Source organism: Thermosynechococcus sp. FA-CM-4201, assembly GCF_054689355.1.
On sequence record NZ_CP079920.1, the window covers coordinates 800740 to 822256 of the forward strand.

The 21517-nt window shown below is 53.6% G+C and carries 24 protein-coding genes and 2 tRNA genes; 14 read left to right on the top strand and 12 right to left on the bottom strand.

Going from position 1 to position 21517, the window contains the following annotated elements:
* Window positions 1-177 precede the first annotated feature (177 nt).
* Complete coding sequence (gene deoC, locus KV190_RS03890; RefSeq protein ID WP_286668750.1) at window positions 178-831, top strand: deoxyribose-phosphate aldolase; 654 nt, start codon at window positions 178-180, stop codon at window positions 829-831.
* Here deoC and KV190_RS03895 read toward each other — a convergent pair whose 3' ends face one another.
* Window positions 832-2172, bottom strand: coding sequence for a TldD/PmbA family protein (locus KV190_RS03895; RefSeq protein ID WP_460194678.1), 1341 nt, complete (start codon window positions 2170-2172; stop codon window positions 832-834).
* Between the two features lie 127 nt (window positions 2173-2299).
* On the opposite strand from KV190_RS03895, the gene KV190_RS03900 reads away from it, so the two are divergent.
* From KV190_RS03900 to KV190_RS03915, 4 genes are all read left to right on the top strand, one after another.
* Window positions 2300-3700, top strand: coding sequence for an ABC transporter substrate-binding protein/permease (locus KV190_RS03900; RefSeq protein WP_460195217.1), 1401 nt, complete (start codon window positions 2300-2302; stop codon window positions 3698-3700).
* Window positions 3687-4412: an amino acid ABC transporter ATP-binding protein gene (locus tag KV190_RS03905; RefSeq protein WP_460194679.1), complete on the top strand. Its 726-nt coding sequence runs from the start codon at window positions 3687-3689 to the stop codon at window positions 4410-4412. The genes KV190_RS03900 and KV190_RS03905 overlap by 14 nt, the downstream gene beginning before the upstream one ends.
* A 93-nt stretch (window positions 4413-4505) precedes the next feature.
* Entirely contained in the window at window positions 4506-4835 is a 330-nt protein-coding gene (locus KV190_RS03910) for a hypothetical protein (RefSeq protein ID WP_297047426.1), read from the top strand.
* 14 nt (window positions 4836-4849) lie between these two features.
* Window positions 4850-5485, top strand: coding sequence for a ribonuclease H-like domain-containing protein (locus KV190_RS03915; protein WP_460194680.1), 636 nt, complete (start codon window positions 4850-4852; stop codon window positions 5483-5485).
* On the opposite strand, the gene KV190_RS03920 is transcribed toward KV190_RS03915, so the two are convergent.
* The 3 genes from KV190_RS03920 to KV190_RS03930 are packed head-to-tail and all read right to left on the bottom strand — an operon-like array spanning window position 5450 to window position 8686.
* A complete protein-coding gene (locus KV190_RS03920) occupies window positions 5450-6220 on the bottom strand; it encodes a PD-(D/E)XK nuclease family protein (RefSeq protein WP_460194681.1) in 771 nt (256 codons plus the stop codon). The genes KV190_RS03915 and KV190_RS03920 overlap by 36 nt on opposite strands.
* Before the next feature lie 3 nt (window positions 6221-6223).
* Window positions 6224-8287 (bottom strand): hypothetical protein, encoded by a 2064-nt coding sequence (locus tag KV190_RS03925; protein WP_460194682.1) that lies wholly within the window; start codon window positions 8285-8287, stop codon window positions 6224-6226.
* 18 nt (window positions 8288-8305) lie between these two features.
* Window positions 8306-8686 (bottom strand): DUF2237 family protein, encoded by a 381-nt coding sequence (locus KV190_RS03930; protein WP_460194683.1) that lies wholly within the window; start codon window positions 8684-8686, stop codon window positions 8306-8308.
* A gap of 132 nt (window positions 8687-8818) precedes the next feature.
* On the opposite strand from KV190_RS03930, the gene clpS reads away from it, so the two are divergent.
* From clpS to KV190_RS03945, 3 genes are all read left to right on the top strand, one after another.
* The gene (clpS, locus tag KV190_RS03935) at window positions 8819-9103 is read left to right on the top strand and encodes an ATP-dependent Clp protease adapter ClpS (protein WP_181495524.1); all 285 of its coding nucleotides are present in this window, start codon (window positions 8819-8821) and stop codon (window positions 9101-9103) included.
* Window positions 9104-9212: 109 nt separating this feature from the next.
* Window positions 9213-10928: a diflavin flavoprotein gene (locus tag KV190_RS03940; protein ID WP_460194684.1), complete on the top strand. Its 1716-nt coding sequence runs from the start codon at window positions 9213-9215 to the stop codon at window positions 10926-10928.
* Between the two features lie 43 nt (window positions 10929-10971).
* A tRNA-Leu gene (locus KV190_RS03945) sits at window positions 10972-11053 on the top strand.
* Between the two features lie 114 nt (window positions 11054-11167).
* On the opposite strand, the gene KV190_RS03950 is transcribed toward KV190_RS03945, so the two are convergent.
* From KV190_RS03950 to KV190_RS03975, 6 genes are all read right to left on the bottom strand, one after another.
* Window positions 11168-11241 (bottom strand) — tRNA-Val (locus KV190_RS03950).
* A gap of 29 nt (window positions 11242-11270) precedes the next feature.
* Window positions 11271-11759: a DUF2518 family protein gene (locus KV190_RS03955; RefSeq protein WP_460194685.1), complete on the bottom strand. Its 489-nt coding sequence runs from the start codon at window positions 11757-11759 to the stop codon at window positions 11271-11273.
* On the bottom strand, window positions 11759-12244 hold the full coding sequence (gene sufU / locus KV190_RS03960; protein WP_460194686.1) for a Fe-S cluster assembly sulfur transfer protein SufU: 486 nt from the start codon (window positions 12242-12244) through the stop codon (window positions 11759-11761). Before sufU ends, KV190_RS03955 begins: the two co-directional genes overlap by 1 nt.
* Before the next feature lie 50 nt (window positions 12245-12294).
* Window positions 12295-12705, bottom strand: a complete 411-nt coding sequence (locus KV190_RS03965) for an MAPEG family protein (protein ID WP_460194687.1) — start codon at window positions 12703-12705, stop codon at window positions 12295-12297.
* 3 nt (window positions 12706-12708) lie between these two features.
* Window positions 12709-13581, bottom strand: a complete 873-nt coding sequence (locus tag KV190_RS03970; protein ID WP_460194688.1) for a 6-carboxytetrahydropterin synthase — start codon at window positions 13579-13581, stop codon at window positions 12709-12711.
* Between the two features lie 93 nt (window positions 13582-13674).
* The gene (locus KV190_RS03975) at window positions 13675-14730 is read right to left on the bottom strand and encodes a phytoene/squalene synthase family protein (protein WP_460194689.1); all 1056 of its coding nucleotides are present in this window, start codon (window positions 14728-14730) and stop codon (window positions 13675-13677) included.
* Window positions 14731-15207: 477 nt separating this feature from the next.
* On the opposite strand from KV190_RS03975, the gene KV190_RS03980 reads away from it, so the two are divergent.
* The 3 genes from KV190_RS03980 (at window position 15208) to KV190_RS03990 (ending at window position 18457) form a co-directional block, all read left to right on the top strand.
* Window positions 15208-15858: a phosphorylase family protein gene (locus tag KV190_RS03980; RefSeq protein WP_460194690.1), complete on the top strand. Its 651-nt coding sequence runs from the start codon at window positions 15208-15210 to the stop codon at window positions 15856-15858.
* 28 nt (window positions 15859-15886) lie between these two features.
* The gene (locus KV190_RS03985; protein WP_460194691.1) at window positions 15887-17287 is read left to right on the top strand and encodes a serine/threonine protein kinase; all 1401 of its coding nucleotides are present in this window, start codon (window positions 15887-15889) and stop codon (window positions 17285-17287) included.
* A gap of 210 nt (window positions 17288-17497) precedes the next feature.
* Complete coding sequence (locus KV190_RS03990) at window positions 17498-18457, top strand: M48 family metallopeptidase (protein ID WP_460194692.1); 960 nt, start codon at window positions 17498-17500, stop codon at window positions 18455-18457.
* Window positions 18458-18460: 3 nt separating this feature from the next.
* Here KV190_RS03990 and KV190_RS03995 read toward each other — a convergent pair whose 3' ends face one another.
* Together KV190_RS03995 and secG are read right to left on the bottom strand one after the other, a co-directional pair.
* Window positions 18461-18949 carry an N-acetyltransferase family protein gene (locus tag KV190_RS03995; RefSeq protein ID WP_460194693.1) on the bottom strand — a complete coding sequence of 163 codons (489 nt, stop codon included), beginning with the start codon at window positions 18947-18949 and terminating at the stop codon, window positions 18461-18463.
* Between the two features lie 10 nt (window positions 18950-18959).
* Window positions 18960-19193 (bottom strand): preprotein translocase subunit SecG, encoded by a 234-nt coding sequence (secG, locus tag KV190_RS04000; protein WP_297047470.1) that lies wholly within the window; start codon window positions 19191-19193, stop codon window positions 18960-18962.
* Between the two features lie 109 nt (window positions 19194-19302).
* Between secG and KV190_RS04005 the strand changes: the two genes are divergently transcribed.
* The 3 genes from KV190_RS04005 to radA are packed head-to-tail and all read left to right on the top strand — an operon-like array spanning window position 19303 to window position 21515.
* The gene (locus KV190_RS04005; RefSeq protein ID WP_460194694.1) at window positions 19303-19623 is read left to right on the top strand and encodes a phasin family protein; all 321 of its coding nucleotides are present in this window, start codon (window positions 19303-19305) and stop codon (window positions 19621-19623) included.
* Window positions 19617-20105 carry an FKBP-type peptidyl-prolyl cis-trans isomerase gene (locus KV190_RS04010; protein WP_460194695.1) on the top strand — a complete coding sequence of 163 codons (489 nt, stop codon included), beginning with the start codon at window positions 19617-19619 and terminating at the stop codon, window positions 20103-20105. Before KV190_RS04005 ends, KV190_RS04010 begins: the two co-directional genes overlap by 7 nt.
* A gap of 18 nt (window positions 20106-20123) precedes the next feature.
* The gene (radA, locus tag KV190_RS04015; RefSeq protein ID WP_460194696.1) at window positions 20124-21515 is read left to right on the top strand and encodes a DNA repair protein RadA; all 1392 of its coding nucleotides are present in this window, start codon (window positions 20124-20126) and stop codon (window positions 21513-21515) included.
* The last annotated feature ends 2 nt before the right edge of the window (window positions 21516-21517 follow it).

Here is a 21517-nt window from a genome sequence, read left to right on the forward strand (position 1 = left end):
CCCAAAAAGGTAGTCTGGCCAACAGGTCATCGTGCCTGTGATAGCCTAGATTTAATCTAGCAAGGGTGAATTTTAGGTGGGGGGTGGGAGAACCGATCTCCCAAGGTCTCATTTTCCGTCCCCGTTTTTATTATTATTTTTAGTTACTAAAAATAGGGTTGTTCTTGGTGAATCCGTATGACGGAACGTGATTTGTTTGACCTTGCACCCTACATTGATCATACCCAGCTTGACCCCTTGGCAACCACAGCAGAGATTGAACGTTGCTGTGCCGAAGCCGAACAATGGAAATTTGCCGCTGTCTGTGTCATGCCCGTATGGGTGAAGACGGCAGTGCAGCTTCTGCATCGCACACCCGTGAAAGTGTGTACCGTCATTGGCTTTCCCAGTGGTGCCCACACCAGTGCCACGAAACTCTATGAGGCGCAGGAGGCGGTTGACAGTGGTGCGACAGAGTTGGATGTGGTCATTAACTTGGGTTGGCTGAAGGAGGGAAACACCGAGGCCGTCTATCGCGATATTGCCCAAATCTGCGCGGAAACGGGGGTGACCGTCAAGGCCATTTTGGAAACCACGGTGCTGACAGAGGAAGAAAAACAACTGGCGGTGGATATTTGCTTGGATGCCGGAGTGGCCTTCCTGAAAACCAGTACGGGCTGGCGGGGTGGTGCCACGGTTGCGGACGTGCGTCTGCTCAAGCGCCTGAGTCGCGATCGCGTGGGCATTAAGGCCTCTGGCGGCATTCGTACTCGGGAGCAAGCCCTTGAACTCATTGATGCCGGTGCGACCCGCTTGGGCACCTCGCGTAGTCTCGACTTGATGCAGGTTTAGCTATTCACCTGTAATCGCAAGGGGACTCACCCACACGGGCGGACAACAACCGTAGGGGGTCACTTCAACCTCGGTGCCTAGGTGAAGGATATTTTTCAGCAGGCTGCGAATGTCTCCGGCCACGGTAGCTGCTTCAATGCTGATCGCTTCGCCGTTGCGCAGTAACCAACCGTCAAAGGGCAAGGAAAATGAGCCTTGCAGCGCTTTGACACCGGCGTGCAGGGCATGGAGTTCATCAATCCACACAAGGCCATCGGCGCGATCGCCCCCTTCACCCGCTGGGACATCGTAGAAGTGACCACTCACCGTCACCTTTGCCCCCAAGTTGGCATGACCTGTGGGCTGGGTTTGAAAGCGGCGAGCGGTGCCTGCACTGTGGTAAAGACCCGCGAGAATCCCCTGCTCAATCAAAGGGGTGCGGCGGGTGGGGGTGCCTTCGCCATCAAACAGGGGTTGACCGACATTTTCAGGGTGGCGAGCGTCATCATAGATGCTGAGCAGGGGGCTGGCGATCGCCTGATGCAGGGACTCTGGCGTTGAGAGGCTCTGGCGATCCAAAATGTTTTGGGCATTAAAGAGATTACTAAAGGCATTGAGCAAGCTGAGGAAGGCGGCGGGCGAAAAAAGAACGGGGTATTGACCCGAAGCAATGGGTTCATAGGCCAAGTGGCGAATGGTTTTGTCGGCCACCTCATCAATGCAGCCCGCAATATCTAAGTGCTCAAGGTCGGGACTCATGCGAATGGCACCCGCACTGCGGGGTTTGCGACCCGCCTCATCGGTTTTGCTGTAGAGATAGAGCGTGGTAGTGGTGGTGGTTTGCTGGCGATTGGCGCCCTCACTGTTGAGATAAAACCGTTCTAGCCGCCGCTGACTCAGGCCATTGTAGGGCACACTGGCGATCGCTGGGTGGCGTCCCAAGAGGTCTCGTTCCGCAGCAATCAGTTGATCCAAAAGGGTTTTGGCTGGGGCAAGGGGCACATCAGCCGTCGTTTGCGTTGTCTCCCCAAGGGGCGCTGTGGCCAAGGGGCTAAAGTCGGGAATGTCCTCAGTGACGCCAAAGGCACTGGCTTCTTTGGCCATTTCTAGGGCTGTTTCCAGACCGCGATCGTCCAGTTGGGTGGTGCTGGCCACCCCTAGGCGACCCGTTGAGTTCCACACCCGCACGGTAATGCCCGATCGCTGGGAGGCCTTCACCTGTTTGGGTTCCCCCTGCTGCACTTGGACACTCACCTCATCCACATGGGAGCCACCAAGGTCAAATTTCTCAATCCCAAGGCGGCGGGCGATCGTGGCGACCCGCTCGTGAAGGGTGGATGCAGGGGTCAAGGCTACCGTCATGGTGTTCGGTTCAATGAATTAACAAATCTTAAAACCATTCTAGCCCTATCCTCGGCGTGGTGGGCGATCGCCCTATTTTAGGAAAGAGCGATAGGAGCGGAGCAACTTGAACAGGAAACGACAGGTGATGATTCTTTTGGGCATCCTACTGGGGTGGGGGCTGTGGATATGCAGTGCAACGGCCATTCCCAAGGAATTGACGATGGGCACCTCTGCCGACTACAAACCCTTTGCCTTTTATGAAACAGCAGCAGGTAGCGAACAAATTGTTGGCTTCGATATTGATGTGGCCAAACACATTGCCGCTGAATTGGGGTTTGCCCTGCAAATCAAGGATATGGACTTTAATGGCCTCATCCCAGCATTGGGTGCCAAGCGGGTGGATTTTGTCCTTGCGGGAATGACTCCTACTCCTGAGCGGCGCCAAAACGTGGACTTTTCTGAACTTTACTATGAGGTGCACGACACGATTGTGACGCCCAAAGACCGCCCCCTCACCACCCTAGCTAACCTTGAGGGCAAAATCGTGGGGGTTCAGTTGGGCAGTACGCAACAGGAGTTAGCCAACCGCATTCCCCAAGCGCAAGTGCGGGTGTACAATCGCATTCCTGATTTAATTCAGGAGGTGAAAGCTGGCCGCGTAGATGCTGCCCTGATCGAAGAATCAGTTGCCCTAGGCTACATTCAAGCCTTTCCCGACCTGATGTTTACGGTGTTGCCCGAGAGCAGTGGCGGTTATGCCATTGCCTTTGCCAAGGGATCACCCCTAGTGGCACCCTTCAATCAAGTCATTCAGAAAATGAAAGCAGATGGCACCCTGACACGGCTGGCTCAAAAGTGGCTCACTGATAGCGACGCCCAACGCCCAAGTGGTTGGCAACAGATTGCTAGTTCAATTCCCTATATTTTGGGGGGGCTGCCCGTAACGCTGTCCTTTACGCTTGTCTCTGCAATTGGTGGCTTTCTTTGGGCGATCGTCCTTGTGCTGGCCAAAATTAGTAAACTTGCACCGCTGCGGTGGTTGGCCACAGCCTATACATCGGTTTTTCGCGGCACTCCCCTGATCTTGCAAATTGCCCTTGTCTATTTTGCGACTCCCCAACTGACGGGTTACAACATTCCAGCCTTCCAAGCGGGAGTCATTGCCTTTACGCTCAATTCAGGCGCCTATGTCTCTGAAACCCTACGGGGCGGTATTTTGGCAGTGGATCGGGGGCAGTGGGAGGCGGCTCAGTCCCTTGGTGTCAACTATTGGCTGATGATGCAGGACATTATCATGCCTCAGGCCCTCAGGAATATCTTGCCAGCCCTTGCCAATGAAGTCATTAACTTGCTCAAGGATTCGGCACTGGTTTCAACAATTGGGGCTGCGGATCTGCTGCGTCGTGCCAATGTGGTTGGGGCGGAAACCTATCTCTACTTTGAACCATTGATTTTCGTGGGTGCTCTCTACTATGGAATGGTGATGCTCTTAACCTTCGCCACCAGTCGTTTAGAACAAAGGATGAATCGCAGTGCTTCGGGTTGAAAATTTGCATAAATCGTATGGTCCACTCCCTGTGTTGCAGGGTTTGAGTACCGAGATTCATGCGGGGGAAGTCGTGGCGATTTTGGGACCGTCAGGCTCAGGCAAGTCAACCTTTTTGCGTTGTCTCAATCGACTCGAGGAACCCAGTCAAGGGCGAATTTTCTTTAACGGCATCAATATTCTCGACCCCAACGTAAATATCCGCCAGATTCGCCAGCGGTTGGTGATGGTGTTCCAGCATTTCAATTTGTTTCCCCACATGACGGTGCTGCAAAACCTCACCTATGCCCCGATCAAGGTACGCAAACTGAAGCCTGCTGTCGCTGAAGAACTGGCGATGACGCTCCTTGCACAGGTGGGACTGGCAGATAAGGCAAAGGTCTATCCCGCAACGCTCTCAGGGGGACAAAAACAACGGGTGGCGATCGCCCGCGCCTTAGCGATGGAACCAGAAATGGTGCTTTTTGATGAACCCACCTCTGCTCTTGATCCAGAAATGGTGAAAGAGGTGCTAGAGGTGATGCGATCGCTAGCAGAACAAGGGATGACGATGGCCATTGTTACCCACGAAATGGGCTTTGCCCGCCAAGTGGCCAGTCGAATTCTCTTTCTTGATCGAGGTGTTGTTGCTGAAGATGCGTCTCCTGAAGCCTTTTTTCGTCATCCCCAGAGCGATCGCGCCCGTCAATTTTTAGAGCGGATGCTCACCTGAGCAATGTTTGCCACTCGCCTAAATCTGGAATCTTGGTGAAGGTGCCATTTGTCGCTAAGATTTTTGGAGCACGTCAGTTACGGGAAAAAATTCATGGTGCAACCATCCCTAGGGATCGATGGTGACGGTGAATGGTTGGGGGGAAAATCGCCCCAGTGGTCTGAGCGCCGCGCCCGCCTTGAAGAATTAATTGTGACACTGCGGATTGCCGATGAATTAGCGGCTGGTAAATACTTGATTACCAGTGGTGAATTGGCAGAATTGATGGATGTGCACGCCAGTGCCGTCACCAGTCGCGGTGAAGAATGGACATGGCGCAATTGGCAGATCTCCCGCGTCCGCCGTGAGAGTAACCAAATTCTCTGGCAATTGGAACGTATTGATGTCGCCAAAGAGCAGTCCTCAGAATTGCCCCCGACGTAGTTTGTGAGCGAATCATGGATCTGGAATTTCCCCTTGAGTGTTTTGAGTACGATTTGAGTGCCACGGCTCTCGCCCATTTTCTCAATGCTGATCAGTTGGCCGTGGATACGGAAACCATGGGCTTGAATATCCCCCGCGATCGCTTGTGTTTAGTGCAGGTGTGTGACCCCGAGGGGCAAGTAGCCGTTGTCAAGATTGGTCGCGGCCAAACCGAAGCCCCCCACCTTCAGCAACTCCTAGAGCACCCCCGCATTACCAAAATCTTCCACTATGCCCGCTTTGATCTAGCTACCTTGCGCTACCACTTGGGGATTCGTGTTCATCCTGTTTTCTGCACCAAAATTGCCAGTAAGATTGCCCGCACCTATTCCCCCCGCCACGGCCTTAAGGATTTGGTCTTGGACCTGCTGGGGGTAGAAATTGATAAATCGGCGCAAAGCTCCGACTGGGGGAATGCCATGGCACTGCGGGAAGATCAACTGCGGTATGCGGCCAATGATGTGCGCTATCTGATTCCCCTGCGGCAGCAACTAACGGCGATGCTGAAACGGGAAGAACGCTTTGAGTTAGTGCAAACGGCACTGAGTTGCCTACCCGCGATCGTCGATCTGGATTTAGCGGGGTACACCCAAGTCTTTGAGCACGGCTAGAAACGGGTCAATGGTCGAAACAGAAGTTGGCTGGCGACGCTGACACCGCTCATTAAAGGCGCACGCATCGCAGTATTGCCGAATCTGGGCTGGGGGCACTTGGGGCAGATCCTGCCCTTGCTCATAGGCTTGCAACCATTGGCGCAGTTGGTGAAGGCACTGCTCTAGGGTGTGGTGGATTTGCTGGTGGATCGCCTCACTGTAGGGAAAGGTGTAGAAATTTGCCCCCTTTTCTCCTTGGGCAAACCAGTAGGTCATGGAAATCTGACTGGGGAGATAGGAGCTGGTGGCTGCCAGTAGATAACAGTAAAGGCGAGTCTGCCAATGGTGAATTAGGGTCGCTGGGGTGGGCGGGTGGGCATAGGTTTTCCAGTCGAGAATCTGCGCTTGCCCTTGGCCAAAAATCACGTAGTCATACACGCCCACAAGGGTAAATTCCTGCCAGCCCAGACTGCGGACATGCTCTGCTTCCCCTTGACCCTCAATCATGGGGGGTGGCATGGTTTGAAAGGCTGTAAACCAAGGTTGTAATTCGGGCTGCGCCTCAAGAATCGGGCGGATATCGAGTCCTTGAAAGTGCTGTTGCATCAGGCGGTGGAAGTCGCGACCCTGCTTTTGGGCAGTGGTTTCCGTTAGTTGTGTGGCCTCTGGCAGCATTAGGCTGTCAAGATAGCGATACTGATATTGCCGTGGACAGGTTTGCAGGGTGCGCAGATGGGCTTGGGAAAGTTGCATCGTCTAAATCCAACCCAATAGTGTCATGATGCCGTAGAGAATCCACAGCGTGGCAAGGGCGATCGCCCAATAGGGAGCGGCCCAAGATTGCTTTTCTTGCAGATCCGAAGCGTGCCACTCGCTCACTTCAACAAAGGGAACTGTCCCACGTCGAAACCAGCCGCGTACCACCAGCGATCGCCCCGCCAAGGTTTTGAGATAGGCTGGCTCAAGGATTGGCCAAATCGGCCCCCAAGCTCGATGGCAGCGCAGGGGAAACAAGCCCTGATCGGTCTCCAGCCAGAGGTGCTGTCCTAGGCCATTGCGCAAGCCCGTCACTGCCCGTAAATGCCCCTTGAGCTCCACAACGGGACTATCGAGGGGTAAAAGACGATGGAGAAGCTGAGCCAAGGTGTAGGTTTGGGGGGGTCGAGGCGGGTAGTAGGCATTCAAGCGTAAAAAGAGACCTAAGCCAAGGCCAATGGGAATGAAGCCCCGTGCCAAGGTTGACCCATCCGCCAACCACCAGAGAGGAAAGGCGATTGTCCCCGCCCGCAGGGCAAATTGACCAATGCCCATGAGGATGATTGTGATGATCACTCCCGCGATCGCCCCCCAGAAGGGTGCCAGTTGTTGCCAAGCTCGTTGACAGTGAGGGGAGGTAGTCGAGGGCAGCGACAGCAGGGGTTCCACTCGCCATTGCCGCGCATAGGTCATCAGCGCTTGCAGGCGCAGTCCAAGGGGTCGATGGGAGGAGGTCAAGCGAAACCAATAGCGCAGGGGATGGGCGGTATCCCAGCGGATCAACGTTGGCCAATCGAGGGGTTGATTGCCCCACAGGGCAGCTTGGGTTGGATTTAGAGGCAGGAGCAGGCGCAAAGATTCTAGGGGGGCACCGATTTCCCCTTGGGCACCCACGGTCGTTGCTGTGGCTTCCATGAGGCGCAACCAAGCCATCACAAGGGTATTGGGATTACCGATCAAGGCTGCCCCTTGGCGATCGCTATAGTACTGCCGCACTTGATTGCTCGAAAAGCAGAGCATCTCCAGCCCGCGAAAGAGGAGGTAACTCCCTTGACCCACCATGGCACAGAGGAGATAGAGGGTACCCCTAATGATCCATCGTCCCCAGTCGTTGCCATAGGGAGGTGCCAAGCGATCGCCCCAACGGCTAGACCAACAGTAAAGGTCATAGGGCAGTTGCAACAGCAGCACAAGGGGGGTGACTAGGGTATTCAGCCCCAGCCGCAGTTGGGCAATTTCACTGGCCATTAAAGCCAGCAGTTCCTCGCCAGAGAGCGATCGCAACAGACCTTCGCTGACAATAATGCGGCGCTGCCAGCGTCCATAGCTAAAAACGATCGGTGCTGCCGTCATCAAGCAGCCTATCTGGGGACGGGGTTGCCACCATGACCACGGCAAACGCCCCAAGAGCATCACCGTTTCAGGACTATACTCCTCAAGTTCTCCGAGACTCACGGGACGCAGACCATAACGGGCACGCAATCGCCACGACCACAGCCAACTGCCACCACTGAGCAGCCCCAGCCCCAAGCAGCCCAGCAAAAACCACGCCATCACCCCTTCCCAGCCCCGCAGGAGTGCCAGTTGATCATTGGCATCGCTGAGGAGACCCGCAATCAGCCTTTGGAGCAGCCCTTGCAGCAGCCAAGCAATCAGCAGCAGTGTTGCCCCCTGACTCAGCCAGAGATAAATGCGAGGCACCCGCCGTAGTTGGATGGGCGCATTGGCACCCGTTGCCGCAACAAACAGCAGATGGGGCGAAGTTGGTTCCTCATCGAGATAGCGTTCTAGCTCTGGTAGATGCTTTTGTGCCCAAGCCTGAATCGGCGGCAGGGGCGATCGCGCCAAGAGTTGACACAGATCAATGGCCTCTTGCCACTGGCGGGTGTGGGCATAGGCCTTAATCAGGTGCAGGTGAGCCTTTAGACCTTCGCGGCGTTGACCGTGGCTGGCAATAACTGCTTTGAAGGCGGCGATCGCCAGTTGATAATCGCCGCGATTAAAGGCCGCTAAACCCGCAACGTAGCGAGGATCTAAGCGAAAATCGGAGTCTGGATCGGGCATACTTGAGTATTCCCCAGATCAGGGTTGCTGGCTACCACCGAGGGCGTGGGCTTTCAAATCCTCTAGGGAGACATACTCAAGGGCACTGACATGGGTTGCTTCCAGAATCACTGGGGGAGCCACGCCGGCTTCAAGGGCTTCCCGCCAACGGGAGGCACACAGACACCAGCGATCGCCCGGTTTCAACCCCGGAAATTGATAGGCGGGTACCGGCGTCGAAAGATCATTGCCCCGCGAACGGGTAAACGTGAGGAATTCTGCGGTCATTTCAGCACAGACCACATGGGCACCAACATCCCCCGCCCCCGTCCGACAAAAACCATCGCGATAGAATCCTGTGAGTGGATTTTGACAGCAGCACTCTAAGGGTGTTCCCAACACATTCATTGCCGTCATCACCAATGCCCCCAAGTCATCAACCTAAGTCTAGCTATAGCATAGGAGTTTTCCCAATGTTGCTATAGCCAACTAACCAATCCTTCACGAATGAGGTAAACTAGGGGGCAGTGTAGCTACAAAAGTGTCTGACCTATGCCTAGCGTTGTTCCCCAAGAGCGGCAGCAGGTTATTCGCAAGCACTACCCCAACTACAAAGTCATTGTCCTCAACGATGACTTCAATACGTTTCAGCACGTGGCTGCCTGTTTGATGAAATACATTCCCAATATGACCAGCGATCGCGCGTGGGAATTGACGAATCAAGTCCATTACGAAGGCCAAGCCATTGTTTGGGTCGGTCCCCAAGAACAGGCGGAACTGTACCATGAGCAACTTTTGCGGGCGGGGCTGACAATGGCACCCCTTGAACCCGAATAAGGATTGCCCTTTGTAAAGCCTGTTATCACGGCTATTAAAAACTTTGAATACTGTTACCTTTCTTCATATGTCAGGATAAAAGGTAGTTTCAAAGATTGAGGAACTGCCTATGGCCGTCAGTACGCCCAAACGTCCACCGCGCTTAACGCTTCAGGTGTTGGACATTGCCCCTGAGACGACGGCAATTCGCTGCCTAGATTGGGATCGCGATCGCTTTGATATTGAGTTTGCCCTTGAAAATGGCACCACCTACAACTCCTTTCTGATCAAAGGGGAACAGATTGCCCTCGTAGATACGTCCCATGCCAAGTTTGGCGATCGCTACCTTGAGCAACTCTGGCAACTGGTGAACCCCAGTGACTTGAACTATCTCATCGTCAGCCATACCGAACCCGATCACAGTGGCCTCGTCAAGGACGTATTGGCAAAAGCCCCCCATGTGACCGTGGTGGCCTCGAAGGTGGCCTTGCAGTTTCTGGGGGATTTGATCCATCAGCCCTTTAGTCAGCGGCAGGTGAAAAATGGCGATCGCCTTGACTTGGGCAAAGGGCACGTTCTTGAATTTGTCATGGCACCCAATCTCCACTGGCCAGACACGATCCTCACATTTGATCACGGCACCCAGACCCTCTTTACCTGCGATGTTTTTGGTGCCCACTTCTGCAATGACGATCCCTTTGACACCGAGCCAGAACTATTAGAGCCAGATTTCAAGTTTTACTATGACTGTCTCATGGGACCCAATGCCCGCTCAGTCCTCTCCGCCTTCAAGCGCTTGGAACCCTTGCCCCCCGTGCAACTGGTTGCCACAGGTCATGGTCCACTGCTGCGCCATCATCTCCCTCAGTGGCTAGATTCCTACCGCAACTGGAGTCAAGAACAGGCCAAAGCAGCAACAACGGTGGCCATTTTCTACGCCGCCAACTATGGTTATGCCAATGCTCTCGCAGAGGCGATCGAACGGGGAGCCGCAAAAACGGGTGTGGTGGTTGAAAAAATGGATCTGCTCACCGCTGAACCCCAAGATATTCGCGAACTCACCGAGATTGCCGCTGGGGTGATTATCGGTACACCACCCACCACCGCCGTTGCTAAAACTGCCCTGAGTACGATTCGTGCGGCTGCCCATGCTAAACAGGCCATTGGGGTCTTTGAAAGTGGCGTGGCCGATGCTGAACCCGCCTATCCCCTGCTCAACCAGTTTCGGGATGCCGGTCTGACGCCCTCGTTTCCGGTGATTCGGGTAACAGCAACTCCCACCGATGCCCTCTTTCAAGAGGCGGAAGAAGCGGGTACCGACATGGGTCAATGGCTGTTGCGCGATCGCACCGTCAAGCAGATGAAGGCCTTGGATACCGACCTCGATAAAGCCCTTGGGCGACTGAGCGGTGGTCTCTACATCATCACCGCCCAAAAGGGTGCGATTAACAGTGCTATGTTGGCCTCTTGGGTGGCACAGGCCAGTACTGAACCCCTTGGCGTCTCGATTGCAGTGGCCAAGGATCGTGCCATTGAGTCCTTCCTACACGTCGGGGATACCTTTGTTCTCAACGTTCTTGAAGAGGAGAATTATCAGCCCCTGATGCGCCACTTCTTGAAACGCTTCCCACCGGGCGCCGATCGCTTTGCCCATGTGAAAACCTATCCTGCGAATAACGGCAGTCCGATTTTGGCCGATGCCCTTGCCTATATGGAATGCACAGTGGTCAGCCGTCTTGATGCCCACGATCACTGGATTGTCTATAGCACCGTTGACAGTGGCCGCGTCTCGAAACCCGATGGCATGACCGCCGTTCACCATCGCAAAGTGGGGAACCATTACTAAACTTGGGCACTCCCTACCCAAAGTGCGCTAGACTAGGTTTGCTGCGGACGTGGCGGAATTGGCAGACGCGCTAGATTTAGGTTCTAGTACCGCAAGGTGTGTGGGTTCAAGTCCCTCCGTCCGCATCTTAGCGATTAGCAATTGAGTGCAAAGTTTGCAGTTGGGAGCCAAGAAGGGATTGTCAACTAGCCTCCCTGAGGCTTTCTTCAAAATTCCTTGAATTCAAAATTTTAGAAGAATGGACACAACTGGACTCGAACCAGTGACCCCCACGATGTCAACGTGGTGCTCTAACCAACTGAGCTATGCGTCCTCGGAATTACTAATATACCATACATGCGGTTAGGTTTTGAGTAGTTTAACCGTCACATTTGTATAGGTGCGATCGCTCAAGGAGCGGGTGGCCACCCCTAAAATGATGGGTTCAGTCACCCCCGGTTCAGGGTGCGCAACGGTACGCGCAATCACCGTCAGGCGATCGCCCCCTCGGCCTAACCGTCCCAAGGAAAATAAATCATTCGCTGCCTGTACGAGCGTTGCCTCAAGGGTACTGCTCTCGATATCAGGGGGCACTGTGATCACGACTTGCGTTGCCCCATTGTCATAGACGAGGGTGTATTTGCCGGCACCGGGCACTGGGGAGTGCACAATCGGCACAATACTCAGGGCAAAGAGTCCCACCGTCACAACACCGAGAAACCCCGTAATACCAACAAAGCGAAAGCGCACACCCCAGCGAAAAACAAATGTGACTGCGGTTAAGCCAGCCATGACAAGGGTGGCAATGCCAGCCCAACGGCTATAGGTGGCAAAATCGGCGGGGGTCAGCACTACTCTTCCTCCTCATTACTGACAAAACCATTCACAGGGGCTTGATCCTGCTGCAACGCTGCCCGTAGGGTATGCCATGTCAATGTCGCACACTTAATTCGCACCGGGAACTGAGCCACCCCCTGCATGACATTGAGCTTGCGAAACTCGCGAGGGAATTCAAACTGCCCCTTCATCATCGCTTGGAACTGCTCCACCATTTGTAGGGCACGACTCACGGGTTGCCCCCGCAGGGCATCGGCCATTAAATCCGCTGAGGCCATGGCGATCGCACAGCCTTCCCCCTCAAACTGAATATCCTGAATGATCGTCTCCCCCTGCTCATTGGTGCCTAGGGCAACGGTTAAATCAATTGTGTCTCCACAGGAAGGGTTATGTCCCCGCTGCTGGCGATCCACGGGCTGGGTGCGGCCACGGTGGCGGGGTTTCTTGTAGTGCTCGAGAATGACTTGCTGGTAGAGGGTGCGGAGATTATCAAGAGACATTTAGAATACTCTATGCTCAGTGCATTTCCTCAAGGATTTTATAAACTATATTAACGGCCAAGGGCGGTGAGACTTTGCCAAAAAAGCGTCAAGGTGGTTGCTGTTCCCACGCCAAACATGAGAGAGCGACCAAGGGGAAAGTTGGCAATGTAGCAGATGCTGTACAAAAAGCGAGCCGCGACAAAACTGAGGCTGGCGATCGCCACCGTTGAATTATTCACCCCCGCAAAAAGGGTCAGCAACACTGCCGCCGCAAAGGGCATGAAGGTTTCAAAGCTATTTTCGTGTGCCCACACCGCCCGCTGCGCAAAGGGGGGCAGCTTCTCAAAGAGGGCACGGGGAGCTGCCATATCAAAGCCCGCCTGCAAGCGCCCCACCACAACGAAAATGTAGGGAAAATAGATCAGCAACGTTGCTGTCAACAAACTAGCGGCCAGTAGCCAAGGGATATTGCTCAACATGACCTAGACTCGCTCCAACACTGGCAGCGCACCACTGAGCACCCCATCGCAAGGGGGCAATTCCTCACAGAGGATTTCGCAAGAGTTATTGGGACTCTCAATCAACTTCACCTTATGCAGCGTCGCCCCCAACTGGCGAATCGGCTCCTGCAACAATTGGGCAATGTAAATGGCGATATTCTCTGCCGTCGGCACCACCGTCGCAAAATAGGGAATATCCTTATTCAAAAACGTGTGATCCAAAGGTTCAATCACCTGTTCCTTGAGAACCTCTTCGAGCTTGACCAAATCAACAATCATGCCCGTACGCGGATGAATCGCCCCCTTAACCGTAATCTCCACGTGGTAGTTGTGGCCATGGCCGTGGGGGCGGGCACACTTGCCATAGATGCGGCAGTTTTCTTCGTAGCTGAGATCCTCAAGGGCTAGGCGATGCGCCGCACTAAAGTGAGTACCAACAGAAAGATAGGCTTCCATAGGGTCTCCCGTGTAGTCCGCCCAAAGGCGGGGATGTTCAAACAGTTGAATGCGCACCAGGGGTAAATGGGGCGAGAGGCGATCCCAAATCACCCGTGCAATATGCTCAGTTGTCGGTAACGTGGCTTGAAACTCTGGCCACACCTCATTGAGATAGGAAAAATTCAGGGGTTCAATGACTTCACGGCGAATGATGTGCTTGACATCCGATAGGTTCAACACCATGCCAAAGTCATCAACAACGCCCCCCATCGAAACAAACAACTCATAGTTATGACCGTGGCCGGGAAAGCGACTATTGGCACCAAACCGAGCCAAATTCTCCGCTTCAGACCATTCTGGCAACCAGTAGCGATGACTGGCGGCAAACTCAGCACGGCGGTGAATAATACAATTCATGTCGGGTTATGAAGATTTGCAACAATTCAGCAATCTCCCCCTATCCTAACGGATTCTGGTTCTCCCAACCATTGGCTTTTTTGGCACATTTGCCTAAAGACCGCCAAGGATGAAAGGCTTTTGCCGTACTTGGCCAATCAGCCAGCGCAGACTGTGGTTACTGAGAATCGATAAAGGCCCCATGACCATCAGGGATTTCACCTCGGCACGGCTAATTTTAACCACCCCCCCCGGCTGCAGCATCGCCGTCGAGTGAGTGAGTTCCCGCAGGGTGGCATAGGCAAAGAGCAGCGGCAGTACGCAAAAGAGGCGAATCGGAATCGCCGCCTTGGGCACCGACAGCAAGTAGGCTTGGGCTTCATCGAGATCATGCCAAGCAAGGGCAATCAATTCCTTAATGGCAGCATGATTTTGCTCAAGATGTTCAGCACTGAGGATGGACTGATGACTACTGCCTTGGAGCATAAGAGATTCATTGGGGATATAGATCGAGTTTTCGTGCTCCGCATCCCAAGCAATATCCTTGAGAATGTTCACCGTTTGCAGCGCTTCACCAAAAGCAGCACAGCGCTTGAGCAGGACTTGGTATTCATCGGCACCAATACTGGGGGAATGCTCGTACCACAAATCCGTCAGGAGATAGCCAACGGTACCCGCGACGTAGTAACAGTACTCTTTATATTCATCGAGGGTTTGAATGCGAATGCCGTTGGGATAGAGGTTAATAAACTTTTTCATCCCGTGCACCATTTCGCTGACCCAGCGTTGGACGTGCTGTTGGGACGTGAGGGGCAAAGAACGGTAGAGGGCAAAAACGAGTCCCGTATTTTTCACCAGTTGGACATGGGCTGGCTCCCCCTGAACCCCCCGTGCGGTTTCACCATAGCTATTGGCTAGATCGGCACTGTCAAAACACTCCAGCAGGTGATCCAAGAGGGCTGTTTTTGCCGGGATACTGGCCACCGGATCATCCTCAACGGTATCGGCAATGCGACAGATGAGATAGGCCACAAGAACCGCCCGACCCAAATTTCCAGGAAGGAAGCGAATACTGAGGGCAAATGTGCGCGAGACTTGGGGGAGTATCTCTTGGCAAAAGCGCTCAGCATCCTTGACGGAAACTGGGTTCTCCAGCACCATTTGAATCATATGGGGGTTCACTCCTACACGCATTGATCGATAGTTGAGTCAATCCTCGACCGTTCCTCAGGCCAACGCTCTAGGGCAGTCAATTCACGATTCTCCAAAAGGGTCTCGCGATCGCAACCCAGCAGGGGACGACTTCCACAAACAAGGATTGAGCAAAATCTATAGTTATCATACTCATTTTTGTTTGTCTAGGTGGCCTGTGACAGTTGCCGAGATTGCCTGAGGTAGAATGGCGGATAGCTCACAATTTGCCAGAACAATAACATAGCTTCAACAATTAACAACGGTATCAGATTTGGCGGAAAATGCCTCTCGTCCACCATAGCGGACGCTTGAGTGTGACACTCTTTCCATTGGTCAGTTTCTAAATTGCCCGCGATCGGCCTATCCAAAAGTTAAGACGGCAGTCAGCTCGAAAATGTGTACTCCCAGCGTAGCGGTTGTGTCAACAGGGCAGCACAGCAACGTTCATCAACAATGACTCGATGCCTCATCCTTGTGCCCCAAGGGGCAGAATATCAAGCGGTACAACGGGGGCTACAGGCGTCCAAGGGGGTGATTATTCCGATCCGAGCAGGGGCAGCCGCAGTGACCACACCGGCGTTGATGAGTGCCCTTGAGGAATCGCCTGCCATGGTTCTCATCTTGGGGGTCTGTGGCGGCTTACGTCCTGATGATCGCGTTGGTGAAGTGGTGGTCTATACCACGTGTCAGGATGAAGCAGGGCAAACCTATTCTTTAGACCAGAGGTTATCGGCGAAATTGGCGCCTGCGTGGCGACGGGTGAAAGGCATCACCACAGCAAGAACCCTTTCTCAGGCTCAGGAAAAACAGAGCCTTGCGGCTCGCTGGGGGGTGGAGGTGGTGGATATGGAGGGGGTGCCACTCCTCAAGGCTTTAGCGGGAATTCCAGTCGTGATGGTGCGGGTGATCAGTGATGGTGGCGATCGCGACCTACCCGAATTGAGTCAAGCCTTTGATTCTCAAGGCAATTTGCGTCCGGGGCCACTGGCGATCGCAATGCTGCGCAACCCCCGTGCGGCGGCACATTTGATTCAAGGCAGCCTCAAAGCCCTCAAGGTGCTCGAAGGGATTGCCCCAGAGATTGTTCAGCAACTCACTCGCTAGGATAGAGTTGGCCAACGGGGAAAGACATGTGGCGGAGCTGATTGGTCAAATTTTGGGCGATCGCTATGAACTTCTGCGCGAACTGGGGTCTCATCCGGGGCGGCGCACCTATCTGGCGTTGGATCGGCGGCGCTATGAACAGGTGGTGCTGAAGCTGCTGCTCTTTGGTGGCGGCATGACATGGGACGACTTTAAGCTCTTTGAACGGGAAGCGGCGGTGCTGCAAACCTTGGATCATCCGGCCATTCCCCGCTATCTCGACTACTTTGAAATCAATACCCCTGATCTCAAGGGCTTTGCTCTGGTGCAAACCTACATTGAGGCAAAATCCCTCGCCACATGGCAAGCAGAAGGACGAGTGTTTAGCGAAGAGGATTTGCGGCTTTTGGCCGATCGCCTGCTGGATATTTTGATCTATCTCCATAGCCGTCAACCGCCGGTGATTCACCGCGATATTAAGCCGACGAATATTCTCTTGGGCGATCGCTCCGGTCATGATCTTGGCAAGGTCTATCTTGTGGATTTTGGGGCAGTACAAACCGCGATCGCAGGCCGCACCCGAACCGTGGTGGGTACCTACGGCTATATGCCCCCGGAACAATTCGGCGGTAAAACCTTGCCCGCCAGTGATCTCTACGCCTTGGGCATGACCCTCATCTACTTAGCAACCGGCACTCCCCCCGATGAACTGCCACAAAAGGAACTGCGGGTTCAATTTCAACCCTTGGTCTCCTTAAGTCCCCCCTTTATCCGCTGGCTCGAAAAGATGGTTGCCCCCGCCCTTGAGGAGCGATTTGACTCCGCGACTGCGGCTCGCCAAGCCCTCAAGCAACTGGACACGTCACCCGACAATGCCTCACTCATCACAAAAACGCCACCCTACGGCTCCCGCCTACAGGTGAGAGAAACGCCCCAAGGGCTACTGGTGCAAATTCCCCCGGTTGGATTTAATGTCAGTCTCTTCTTCCTGATTCCCTTTGCCGTGGCTTGGAATGGGTTTTTAGTGGTCTGGTACAGCCTAGCGATTAGTTCTGGCTTTTGGCTGATGGCTGTTTTTGCCACTGGTCATCTTGCTGTCGGTTTAGGTCTCATTGGTGGCATTCTTTACATGCTATTGGGATGGCAGGTGCTGATGGTCACCCGTAAGGATCTGCGCTTCTACGAACATATCCTGGGTTTCCGCTGGCGTCGTCCCAAAGTCCTGCCCCTTGAAGTGATTGAACAGATTGAATTTCAGCCCCAAGGCACCTACCGCGATCAGGGGGGCGATCGCCAAGAGCTAGCGAGCAAACTGGTGATTCGTGCCGGTAGCCAAGCGATCGAACTGACTGAAAATGCCCTTAGCGTGACCTCAAGAGATCTAGAATGGTTGGCCTACACCCTTGGCCGCTATCTGGGGCGACGGGTTATTCAAAAATCAAAATCATAGACATAAGTCTATAGGCTTTCCAAGCAAAATTTTATAATAAATTGTCTTTCTAGTCACAAACCATGAGAGCTTTCTTTGTTAAAAACTAAGGAAGGATCATTACTTGGTAGTGACCTACGGTACTAAGTTGCCAAAAAGCTTAACTTAATTTGTACTGAGTTATTCAAGTAAAAACTCAGTTTTGTTGTTCCTACATTGAGTTAACGAATCATGCTTATTAAGCCGAAAACAACCACAAAAATATTATCATTTTTATTGACAAGCCTTCTAGGATTTGCTCCTGCCGTCAGTGCTCAAAATGTAAGTTCTCGCCCTGCAAATACCCCTCATCCAATTTATCAGAAGGCTGAAAAAGAACTATCCCATGATTGGTACGTACTTTATCGTGTTACCGAGCGAATTGTTAGGGCAAATGGGTTGGAACAAAATCCATGGCGCATTGTTATTCTCCCAAAGTATGACATTAATGCCTTTGCAACTGAAGTAAATCTTGTCGCATTATATGCAGGTATTGTTGATCAATTGTCAGGAGACGCCTCAGCATTGGCTTGTTTAGTGGGTCATGAAATTGCCCATCACACTCACCGTCACATTGCCCTCAGTGAAGCTCAGCGACAGCAGCGCCTCAAGGAAATTGAAGCGGAGGCTGAAGCAGCAATCAAAGAGGAAATTCGCCGTGCCCAAGGAAAATTAACAACCAATGCAATCCTAGGCTCTATTTTTGGGGTGAATACTTCTGGATTTAGTCAGCGCACCATTGAAGTCTCTCGGCAACGGATTGAAGAGATTAAACGCCAAAAGAAAGAGCAGTTTGAGCGTGAAATTCTCGAAAGTAGTCGCAAGCAGGAATTTGAAGCAGATGCTACGGGTTATGTTTATGCTGTAACGGCTGGTTTCGAGCCAGAGGGTTGTTTGCGACTACTTCAAGTTTTAGCACGCCTACCGGGTTCTGAGTTTGATACTACTCATCCCAATGTTCCTGCTCGCATCAAAGCAATTGAGCAACTAATCGTCGAAAAACCAGCTCATAGTTTGCGGGCGCAGGGGCAAGCTCGCTTGCGGGCCTTGGAACCACTAACTTACAGCCGTTCACTCGACCAACAGTCATTGCGAGTTAATTCTCGCTTTGGCTCCTCACAGCAAGATTTGAAGCGTTTGTTTGGGCAATAGACTTTAGGTCATCTCCTTCAGATTCATCAAGGCGCTGCCGGTTAACCGACAGATTCGCCAGTCGGATAGGATTGTGGCACCGATGCGCTCATAGAATTGAATCGCGGGAGTATTCCAGTCCAAGACGCTCCACTCGATACGGCCATAGTCGCGATCGCTGGCTAGCCGGGCTAATGCCTTCAGGAGAGCAGTGCCCACCCCTTGACGCCGATAGGCAGGGAGGACAAACAAATCCTCTAGCCAAAGGCCGGGGCGCGTCAGGAATGTGGAGTAGGTGGTGAAAAACAGGGCGTAGCCAATCACTTCTGTGGGGGTATGGGCAAGGAGTACCTCGGCATAAGGGCGATCGCCAAACAAATGCTGCCGCAGCGCTTCCTCTGTACCCGTTACGGCGTGGCTAAGCTTTTCATAGGCCGCAAGCGCTTGGATCAGTTGGAAAATGATGGGAACATCCGCTGGGGTCGCTGGACGAATCGCAAAGGAGAAAGACACGCTGTCTTAACTAAATCGAGCGCAGCCAACCGGCACTCAGAGCAACGGTGAGCGCCATAAACAACACCGTCAATGTCCAAGTGGCACGGTTTAATGTGGTTTCTGCACTTTTGGTGCTGGTAAAGAGCTGGGCTTGACCGCCAATACCACCGAGGCCATCCCCCTTGGGACTGTGGAGCAAGACCAATACAATCAGGCCAACTGCTGAAAATGCCCACAGACCAATGGCAATTTTTTCAATCATCCTCAACCTCGCTGGCGATGCGAATCTATACAACTTGACCTTTTACTCATCTTACCGCAACCCTAGGAGCCGATGGCACAATACAAGATAGGCGTTTTGAACGTGCCCCATGAACCAGCAAAATCTGCTTCAGCAATTGCTTTTAATTGGTGTCGGCACCACCTCTCTTGTGGCCGAAAAGTTACGTCAAGTGAGCGACCAATGGGTGAAAGAGGGACGCCTCAATGCCGATCAGGCCAAGGCAATGGTGGATGAAGTCCTTGCCCACCTCAAAGAAGATGCCGCTTCCCTCGATGAAGCGGTGCAACGGCAAACGCGCCAGTTTTTAGAGAGCTTGGGGGTGCCACAACAGTCAGAAATTGATGAACTGCGGGGACGCATTGATCGCCTCGAACGGGAAGTTAGGGAGTTAAAAAATCGCTCATGGTAAGACAACTGGTGCATCGAGCCTACGGCTGGCTCCTGTGTGGTATTGTCCTAGTAGTGGTATGGTTGGTGGCCGCTCCGATCGCGATCGCCAGTGTGCCCTTGGAAGCGTCAACGGAGGCTGCGGGACTTATGGGGAATCCAAAGGTGGTGACCACCCCTTCAGGTTTGCAATACGAAGATATTGTTGTCGGCTCAGGGGCACAGCCTCAAGTGGGCGATCGGGTAACGGTGCACTACACAGGAATGCTCACCGATGGCCGCATTTTTGATAGCTCCCGCGATCGCGGTCAGCCCTTCCAATTCCAAATTGGTGTCGGTCAAGTCATCAAAGGCTGGGATGAAGGAGTTGGCTCGATGCACGTGGGGGGGCAGCGGCGGCTGATTATTCCCCCGAACTTAGGCTATGGTGCACGCGGTGCCGGTGGGGTCATTCCCCCCAATGCGACGCTGATTTTTGACGTTGAACTGTTGGGTGTGCAATAGGATTGAACTCGGCAAGGGATGCCCAAGGCCAAGGTACTGTACATCTGCCGCGAGTGTGGTGCCGAGTCGCTGCAATACTTTGGTCGCTGTCCCAACTGTGGTCAGTGGAATACCCTTGATGAGCAGGTGGTTACCCCTGTAGAGACCGCTGCTCGACGCACAACCCACCGCAAATCGACCACTCCCCAACCCCTCAGCGCCAAGGCCTTAGGAGAGATTAGCGAACAGACACAGAGCCGTTCTGCCTCTGGATTTACTGAGTTGGATCGGGTTTTGGGAGGGGGGATTGTGGTTGGCTCCCTCGTCTTGGTGGCCGGCGAACCGGGAATTGGCAAGTCCACGCTTTTGTTGCAGATGGCAGCCACCTTGGGGCAACAGCAGCGGGTGCTCTATGTCTGTGCAGAGGAATCAGCCCAACAGGTGAAATTGCGATCGCAACGACTGGGCATTGCTGCCCCCCCTTCCCTTTATCTATTGGCCGAGACGGATTTAGAGGTCATCTTGCAGGAACTTAGCCACCTGCAACCCCATCTAGCGATAATTGATAGCATCCAAGCGGTGTATCTGCCCCAACTGACGGCAGCTCCGGGATCTGTGTCTCAGGTACGCGAGGGCACCGCCGCCTTGATGCGCTTAGCCAAGCGGGAGCAGATGAGTCTGTTTATTGTGGGTCATGTAACAAAGGAGGGGGCGATCGCCGGTCCGAAGGTGCTGGAACATTTGGTGGATACCGTGCTCTACTTTGAGGGCGATCGCTTTGCCAGTCACCGCTTGGTGCGCGCCGTCAAAAACCGCTTTGGTGCCAGTCAAGAAATGGGTGTTTTTGAAATGGGGGCGCAGGGCTTAGCCGAGGTCAGCAATCCTTCCGCGCTGTTTTTGGGCGATCGCGAGCCAACCCCCGGTACTGCCACCATTGTTGCCTGTGAAGGTACCCGTCCTCTGGTGGTTGAGTTGCAAAGTTTAGTTAGCCCCACCAGTTATCCCTCGCCGCGCCGCACGGCCACAGGCATTGAGTACAATCGCTTTTTGCAAATTCTCGCCGTCCTCGAAAAACGCCTAGGGGTGCCCCTCTCAAAGTTAGATGCCTATGTGGCGTCCTCGGGGGGGCTGAATGTGGCGGAACCCGCTGCTGATCTGGGGGTGGCAGTGGCTGTTGTGGCGAGTTTTCGCGATCGCTGGGTGCACCCCCAAACCGTGATCATTGGTGAAGTGGGTTTAGGGGGACAGGTGCGAGCAGTCTCTCAATTGGAGCTACGGCTGCGGGAGGCGCTGAAGTTGGGATTTCGCCGTGCCATTGTTCCCGAAAGCCAAGCCTGCGCGATCGCGGGGCTAGAAATTTATCCTGTACGTCGTGTCACTGATGCCATTGTGGCTGCCCTTGCCCCCATGACCCCTGAGGAATCCCCCTGAAG